The organism is Nitrosomonas halophila (genome assembly GCF_900107165.1).
Classification (GTDB): domain Bacteria; phylum Pseudomonadota; class Gammaproteobacteria; order Burkholderiales; family Nitrosomonadaceae; genus Nitrosomonas; species Nitrosomonas halophila.
Map to the genome: position 1 here is coordinate 26,580 of NZ_FNOY01000030.1, position 6,528 is coordinate 33,107.

General features: G+C 54.5%; 6 protein-coding genes. 2 read left to right on the forward strand and 4 right to left on the reverse strand.

Annotated elements, in window-relative coordinates:
• Positions 1 to 33: 33 nt before the first annotated feature.
• Complete coding sequence (locus tag BLV85_RS08340; RefSeq protein ID WP_090414181.1) at positions 34 to 873, forward strand: SDR family oxidoreductase; 840 nt, start codon at positions 34 to 36, stop codon at positions 871 to 873.
• A gap of 171 nt (positions 874 to 1,044) precedes the next feature.
• Here the strand turns inward: BLV85_RS08340 and prfB are convergent.
• From prfB to BLV85_RS08355, 3 genes are all read right to left on the reverse strand, one after another.
• Positions 1,045 to 2,170, reverse strand: a protein-coding gene (gene prfB, locus BLV85_RS08345; RefSeq protein WP_143032309.1) for a peptide chain release factor 2 whose coding sequence is annotated in 2 segments (ribosomal slippage) — positions 1,045 to 2,088 and positions 2,090 to 2,170 — 1,125 coding nt in all. Because the reading frame shifts where the segments join, the coding sequence is not laid out codon by codon here.
• A gap of 205 nt (positions 2,171 to 2,375) precedes the next feature.
• Entirely contained in the window at positions 2,376 to 3,266 is an 891-nt protein-coding gene (locus BLV85_RS08350) for a YihY/virulence factor BrkB family protein (protein WP_090414186.1), read from the reverse strand.
• 132 nt (positions 3,267 to 3,398) lie between these two features.
• Positions 3,399 to 3,851 carry a GNAT family N-acetyltransferase gene (locus tag BLV85_RS08355; protein WP_090414188.1) on the reverse strand — a complete coding sequence of 151 codons (453 nt, stop codon included), beginning with the start codon at positions 3,849 to 3,851 and terminating at the stop codon, positions 3,399 to 3,401.
• 336 nt (positions 3,852 to 4,187) lie between these two features.
• On the opposite strand from BLV85_RS08355, the gene BLV85_RS08360 reads away from it, so the two are divergent.
• Positions 4,188 to 5,834 (forward strand): alpha/beta hydrolase, encoded by a 1,647-nt coding sequence (locus tag BLV85_RS08360; RefSeq protein WP_090414195.1) that lies wholly within the window; start codon positions 4,188 to 4,190, stop codon positions 5,832 to 5,834.
• A gap of 118 nt (positions 5,835 to 5,952) precedes the next feature.
• Here the strand turns inward: BLV85_RS08360 and BLV85_RS08365 are convergent.
• On the reverse strand, positions 5,953 to 6,528 hold a 576-nt coding region (locus BLV85_RS08365), incomplete at its 5' end, for an ammonia-forming cytochrome c nitrite reductase subunit c552 (protein WP_143032310.1).

The following is a 6,528-nucleotide window of genomic DNA, read 5'->3' on the forward strand; positions in this document are numbered from 1 at the left end:
TCGTTCAGCGCGAACTTCACACACAAGAGACTCATGAAAAAATCGATCTTAATCACCGGCTGTTCCAGTGGTATTGGCTACTGCGCCGCACATGGCTTGCAGGCGCGCGGCTACCGTGTTTTTGCCACGGCCCGCAGACAGGAAAGCGTGGACATGCTGCTGGCAGAAGGCCTGGAAAGCTTCCAGCTGGATCTGGATGATTCCGATTCGATCCGCTCTGCGGTCGAGGAAACCCTGCGGCGCAGCCAAGGCCAACTGTATGCATTATTCAATAACGGCGCCTATGGGCTGCCAGGCGCAGTAGAAGACCTGAGCCGGGAGGCCATGCGCGCGCAATTCGAAACCAATTTTTTCGGATGGCTGGAACTGACCAACCTCATCCTGCCGATCATGCGCAAACAGGGCTATGGCCGGATCATACAGAACAGCTCGGTACTCGGTTTTGCCGCCATGCCTTTCCGGGGCGCATACAACGCCTCAAAATTTGCCATCGAAGGGTTGAGCGATACCTTGCGTCTCGAATTGAGAGGCACCCATATTTTTGTCAGCCTGGTCGAGCCCGGGCCGATTGCCACCCGGTTCCGTGCCAACGCAATGCAAGCGATGGAACGTTATATCGACATTGAAAAGAGCGTGCATCGCGAGAAATATCTCGCCGTCCAGGCGAGACTCAATAAACAAGGGCCAGCCGTTCCCTTTACCCTGCCACCCGAGGCGGTGCTGAAAAAAGTGATCCACGCACTCGAATCCCCAGCGCCTCGGGCACGCTATTACGTTACATTTCCCACTTACCTGTTTGCTTATCTTCGACGCATCCTGCCCACTCGCGCCTTGGACAAACTGCTCGCCAAGGCCGGAAGCGACCATCAGTAAACGCCAAACATGACTATCCGAGACAACCACTCATCGCCGGACGAACCTGCCAGGCTGGATTTCTCGATCCTTTTCGTTGAATAGAACAACTATTCGCCTCAAATGATCTAAAAGTCCCGCTCAGCCAGCTTCGCCCGCGCTACGTCGCTAATCGTTATCTCGGACAGCCTCCTAGTCAGCCTGTTGCGCGCTCTGGACGCCCTGCTTCAGGCTGGCTTCAATGAAAGTATCAAGGTCCCCGTCCAACACCGATTGGGTATTACCAATTTCGATATTGGTCCGCAGATCCTTGATCCGTGACTGATCCAGCACATAGGAACGAATCTGATGCCCCCATCCAATATCCGTTTTGGAATCTTCCATGGCCTGCTTGGATTCATTCCGTTTCCGCAATTCCGCTTCGTAGAGGCGTGATTTCAGCATTGCCATGGCATCGGCGCGATTACGGTGCTGAGAACGGCCACTCTGACATTGCACGACAATTCCCGATGGCAAATGGGTAATCCGGACGGCCGAGTCAGTTTTATTGATATGCTGCCCGCCTGCCCCGGAAGCACGAAAGGTATCCACTCGCAAATCAGCAGGATTGACGTCGATTTCGATACCATCATCCACTTCCGGATAGACGAACACACTGGCAAAGGAAGTATGGCGGCGATTGCCGGAATCGAATGGGGATTTGCGCACCAGCCGATGCACCCCGGTTTCGGTACGCAGGTAGCCATAGGCATATTCGCCACTGACCTTCAGGGTTGCGCTTTTGAGACCGGCGATATCGCCGGGAGATTCCTCCAGCACTTCCACCGCCAGGCCCCGCCGCTCGCAATAGCGCAAATACATGCGTTCCAGCATCGAGGCCCAGTCTTGTGCTTCAGTGCCGCCAGAGCCGGATTGAATATCGACAAAGCAATTGTTGGGATCCATCGGGTCTGAAAACATGCGGCGGAACTCCATTTCCGCCACTGTCTTCTCAAGCTGTGCGACATCTTGTGCGATACTCTGCAGCGTATCTTCGTCACGCTCTTCCTCAGCGATCAGCAGCAGCTCGTGGGCATCCTGCAATTGACTATCGATTGCTTGCAGCGTATGTACGATATTCTCGAGCGACTTTTTCTCACGCCCCAGTTCCTGGGCGCGATCATGATCACTCCAGATGGACGGATCCTCAGCCAGCCGATTGAGTTCTACCAAACGTGTTTGCTTGGCATCGAAGTCAAAGATACCCCCGTAAGGTTTGACTTCTTTGCTTCAGATCCTCCAGTTGCGAGGTCAGTGCGTTGATTTGTTCAGCTTCCATAGCGATTACGCTCCAAAACGTTCAATTATACCAGCACAGAGCAAGCGACCCCAGCCCGAAGGGTTGTTGCGTATTCGGGCATCTGCGGCGTTGCGAAGCTTGCGAATGGAACGACCATTCGGCTTCGCCTCGCGCCTTGCATCTTTCCCGAATACGTAACAACGTACGCCCAGGTTATTCATTAACGTGCCCTTAGGCCGAATAATCACTGTTCCTGTTGTGCCTTCCGGCGCTGGCGCTTCTTGAGGGTGTAGTTGAGCTCCCCCCCCAACAAAAGCGCAAATCCGCTGACATACAGCCACATCATCAGAATAATCACACCCGTAATGGACCCATAGACTGGGTTGTAATCGACAAAAGTCTCTACATAGTATTTCAGGCCCAGGGAGAGAATAACCCAGAGGCATACCGCCAGGATGGAGCCAGGCTTGATCCACTGCCATTCATGATCGGTATTGGGTGCAAAATAATAGATCAGGTTGAGTGCCACCAGCATGATGAGGACGATTATTGGCCATTGCAGCAAAGACCAGTAGAACGTTACCCCCACTTCTTCCTTGTTCACGAAATCTCCGAGCCAGCGTATCACCTGCTCACCGGCAAGTATCAGGATTAACGAAGTGATCACAAAGATTGCAGCGCCGAGCGTCAGCAACACCGATATGGCGCCGACTTTCCAGAGCGGTCGTGTTTCCTGCACGCCATAGACCACATTGAGGCTATTAATGATCGCCATCATGCCCCAGGATGCCGCCCAGAGCGAGCCCAGCAGACTCAGATAGAATACTCTGTCCCCACCGCCCTGAATCACCTGATCCACATAGCGTTCGACAAGAATCAAAGACTCTTCCGGCAGCACTTTCTCCGCGTAGAACATAAGAGTGGGCAATAACACCTGCTCGGGCAGCATCCCGACAAGTGCCTTCACCCCCAGCAGCGCAGGAAACAGCGCCAGCATAAAATAAAACCCAAGCTGCGCCGAGCGCCCCAGCACTTCATCCTTGTTGCATGCTACCCAGGCTTCCTCGATCACCTCCCACATCTCCCTGAGCCGCTGCCACCAGAACTGCCGATGAAATATTTCTTGTAAAGGCATCACTTTTCCATCATGCCGAGATTTCCCGCCGGATAAGAATAATCATGGCAAACCATGCGTTAACCAATACTGAAGTGAACATGCACATTAATCCCAACTACTGTGCTCCACGACCCACACATCCTTCACGGACTATAGTGCCAGCTCCATGACGATATTGCAGCGGGCATAAACCGGATGCACGCCCTCGCTCAGGGTGTGGAAACCATGCTTGCGATAGAGCGCAAGCGCTATGCCCAGCGCAGTATTGGAAAGCAGATAGAGCGACGTGGCCCCGCGCATCCTGGCCCTTTCAATCGCTGCCTGAAGCAGGATTTTACCGTACCCCTTGCCTCTTTCGTCTGGCGCCACGGTCATTCGGGCCAACTGAAACCGCGCCGGGGATTCCTTGAAGAGCGCACATACACCAATGACCTTGCCGGACTCGACAAGACTCAGGATATGCCCCCCCTCGCGAACGATCCTGTAAGGATCAGCGGCCAATCTCCTGTCCCCTTCCTCGAGCATAAAATGCTCCTTGATCCAAAGTTCATTCAAGCGAATGAAGTCACTGCAATGGTTTTCGTTGTCTGTTTCGATGTGCATTGACCAGGCCACCGTCCATACGGAGTCAATTGATGCATATTCAGTTTAATCAGCGATATCATCCAGGTTTCATGATCCGCGCTGCCGCTTCTCTCATCACAATCCCGCTAAATGATACGCTGGATGGTCACGATTTCGTGCACCTTGAGAGAGCAATTTTGATTATTGTGTATTCTGAACGATCGAAGCGATTTGGACCACCCTGCTGGGTGAGGTGCATGGATTATTGGGCTGCCGCCGCCACCCCAGCACATGATCAATATCTGGCGGGGAGAAGTATGCAATGTTATGCTTTCAATCCATATCTTCCTACCTCCGGCCCCAAGCGAAACGACAATGCGAATAGAAAATCATTTATCGACTGTTGGATTACTGTTTGGCACGCTGTTCCTTGCACTCTCGCTGTCACCCAGCCTGCTGCCTCGAGGTGACACTGTTCAGGGGATAATTTCGGGCGTCTCCCTGGCAGCCGGTTACGGGCTGGGTGTCATCAGCGTCTGGCTTTGGCGTTACCTGGAGTTACCCCGTCCCCATGAACGGATACAGCACTTTATTTATCTGGGATCAGCAGCGCTCTGCGGCCTGCTGGTAGTCAGCTTTCTATGGCAGGCCAGTCAGTGGCAGAACAGGGTCCGGGTGCTGATGGGAATGGAAATGGTAGACGACATTCGGGCCCTGCTGGTGGGGAGCATCGCCCTGCTGATTTTTCTTGCCGCGCTGCTGATCGGCAAGCTTTTTCATCAGCTGCAGCGGATGCTATCGCGCAAGCTCAGACGCATTGTGCCCCGCCGGATCTCGCATGCGGCCGGTCTGCTGATAGCATTTGCGGTGTTCTGGGCAGTGATTGATGGTGTGCTGATTGCATTTGCGCTGCATACCGCCGATATTTCCCATCAGCAAATCGATGCACGCATCGATCCGGAACTGGAACCCCCCACTGCCCCCATGAAAACGGGCAGCGCAGCCTCTCTGATCGCCTGGAAAGACATGGGCCGCCAGGGCCGCCGTTTTATTTCAGAGAGTCCATCGGCAAAGGATATCGAACACTTGTCTGGCGCACCTGCCCAGGATCCCATCCGTGTCTATGTGGGTCTGAATGCAGCAGCAACACCTCAGGAAAGAGCTGAACTGGCGCTGGAAGAGCTCAAACGGGTCGGTGGTTTCGAGCGCTCGATACTGGTGCTGATCGCTCCCACCGGAACAGGCTGGATAGATCCTGGCGGCATTGAAGCCCTGGAATATCTGTATCGTGGTGATGTGGCCAGTATTGCAGCACAATACTCCTATCTCCCCAGCGCGCTATCCTTAATGGCTAAAGGGGCCTATGGGGTAGAGACAACCCGAGCGCTCTTTCAGGCTGTCTATGGACACTGGACACAGTTGCCGCGGTCAAGCCGGCCTGCCTTGTATATCTTCGGGCTCAGCCTGGGCGCACTGCATTCTGATCGCTCCTTCGATTTCTACGATATCATCAATGATCCCTTCAACGGCGCGCTCTGGAGTGGTCCTCCCTTCCGCACTGGCACCTGGCGCGCGGCGACTGACCGGCGCCACCCCGAATCACCCGAATGGCTGCCTCGCTTCCGGGAAGGCTCGGTCATTCGTTTTGTCAATCAACAAGGTGGGCTTGAGGTGGGCGAATCACCCTGGGGCGATTTCCGCATCGTTTTTTTGCAATACGCCAGCGATCCCATCACGTTTTTCTCGCCCGCATCCTTCTACCAGGAACCCGACTGGATGAAACCACCCCGCGGGCCAGATGTTTCCGAAGATCTGCGCTGGTTTCCCATTGTCACCATGCTGCAGCTCATTGCCGATATGATTGCCGGCACGGCACCAGCCGGATACGGTCACGAATACGCCGTGGAACACTATCTTGATGCCTGGTTCGCACTGACCGAACCCGAAGGGTGGGATGAACATGAATTTGACAGGCTCAGAGAAAGTTTGGTCAACAAAAAACACCCGGCAGCGCTGCCATAAGGCAGATCGGGTCACGCTGGGCTGGGTTGCTTCAGCGTGCATTGCCCCGCAAAAAACGATAACGAAAAATACCTGCCGTTCAGGGCGCCATCGCGCCGGAAGGCAAGCATTGCCGCATTTACTGCGTACTATGTTCGCCCAGAGCCTGATGCAGCTGTTCAGCAGCCTCCCGGGCTATCGCTATCGCATCAATCAGCATGCGGATGGCCTCGGCTGAAGCATGAAAGCCTTTGGATGCATCGGCATCGATAAAATCCCAGCGCAATTGGGCCTGGCGGTGTGCCAACAGTGCAGCCTCCAATGGCGCACCTGTATAGGCTCGCTTCTGCGCCAATTGAATGGCGTCCATCAAGGCAGTCAGCGCGCTTTCCGTTAGCGCAAGCAGGCCAAGCGTGTTGCTTTGCAGTCGCAGACTGCGTTCGGCCAAGCGTTCGGAACTGCCGTCATGACAGCTCATGCAGGCGGCTTCAAGCTGCAGCAAGGGGCTGCGGATCCAGTGCTCGGTCACATGCATGCCGCCGTCCTGAATCACTGGCATATGGCAATCGGCACAGGAGGTGTTGTTTGCAGCATGCACACCCTGGGTATGCAGTTCAAAATTTGGCTCCTCGGCAGAATTTGTGGGTAACCGAAAGCGCCTTTTGTAAGACCATGGCCGGTGATAGTGGAGCACCCCGCCCAATCTCTGAGAAGA

What these genes read in the sequence shown, in the direction of transcription:
- BLV85_RS08340 (WP_090414181.1), top strand. Translation starts at nt 34, where the DNA reads ATGAAAAAATCGATCTTAATCACCGGCTGTTCCAGTGGTATTGGCTAC.
- BLV85_RS08350 (WP_090414186.1), bottom strand. Translation starts at nt 3,266, where the DNA reads ATGCCTTTACAAGAAATATTTCATCGGCAGTTCTGGTGGCAGCGGCTC.
- BLV85_RS08355 (WP_090414188.1), bottom strand. Translation starts at nt 3,851, where the DNA reads ATGCACATCGAAACAGACAACGAAAACCATTGCAGTGACTTCATTCGC.
- BLV85_RS08360 (WP_090414195.1), top strand. Translation starts at nt 4,188, where the DNA reads ATGCGAATAGAAAATCATTTATCGACTGTTGGATTACTGTTTGGCACG.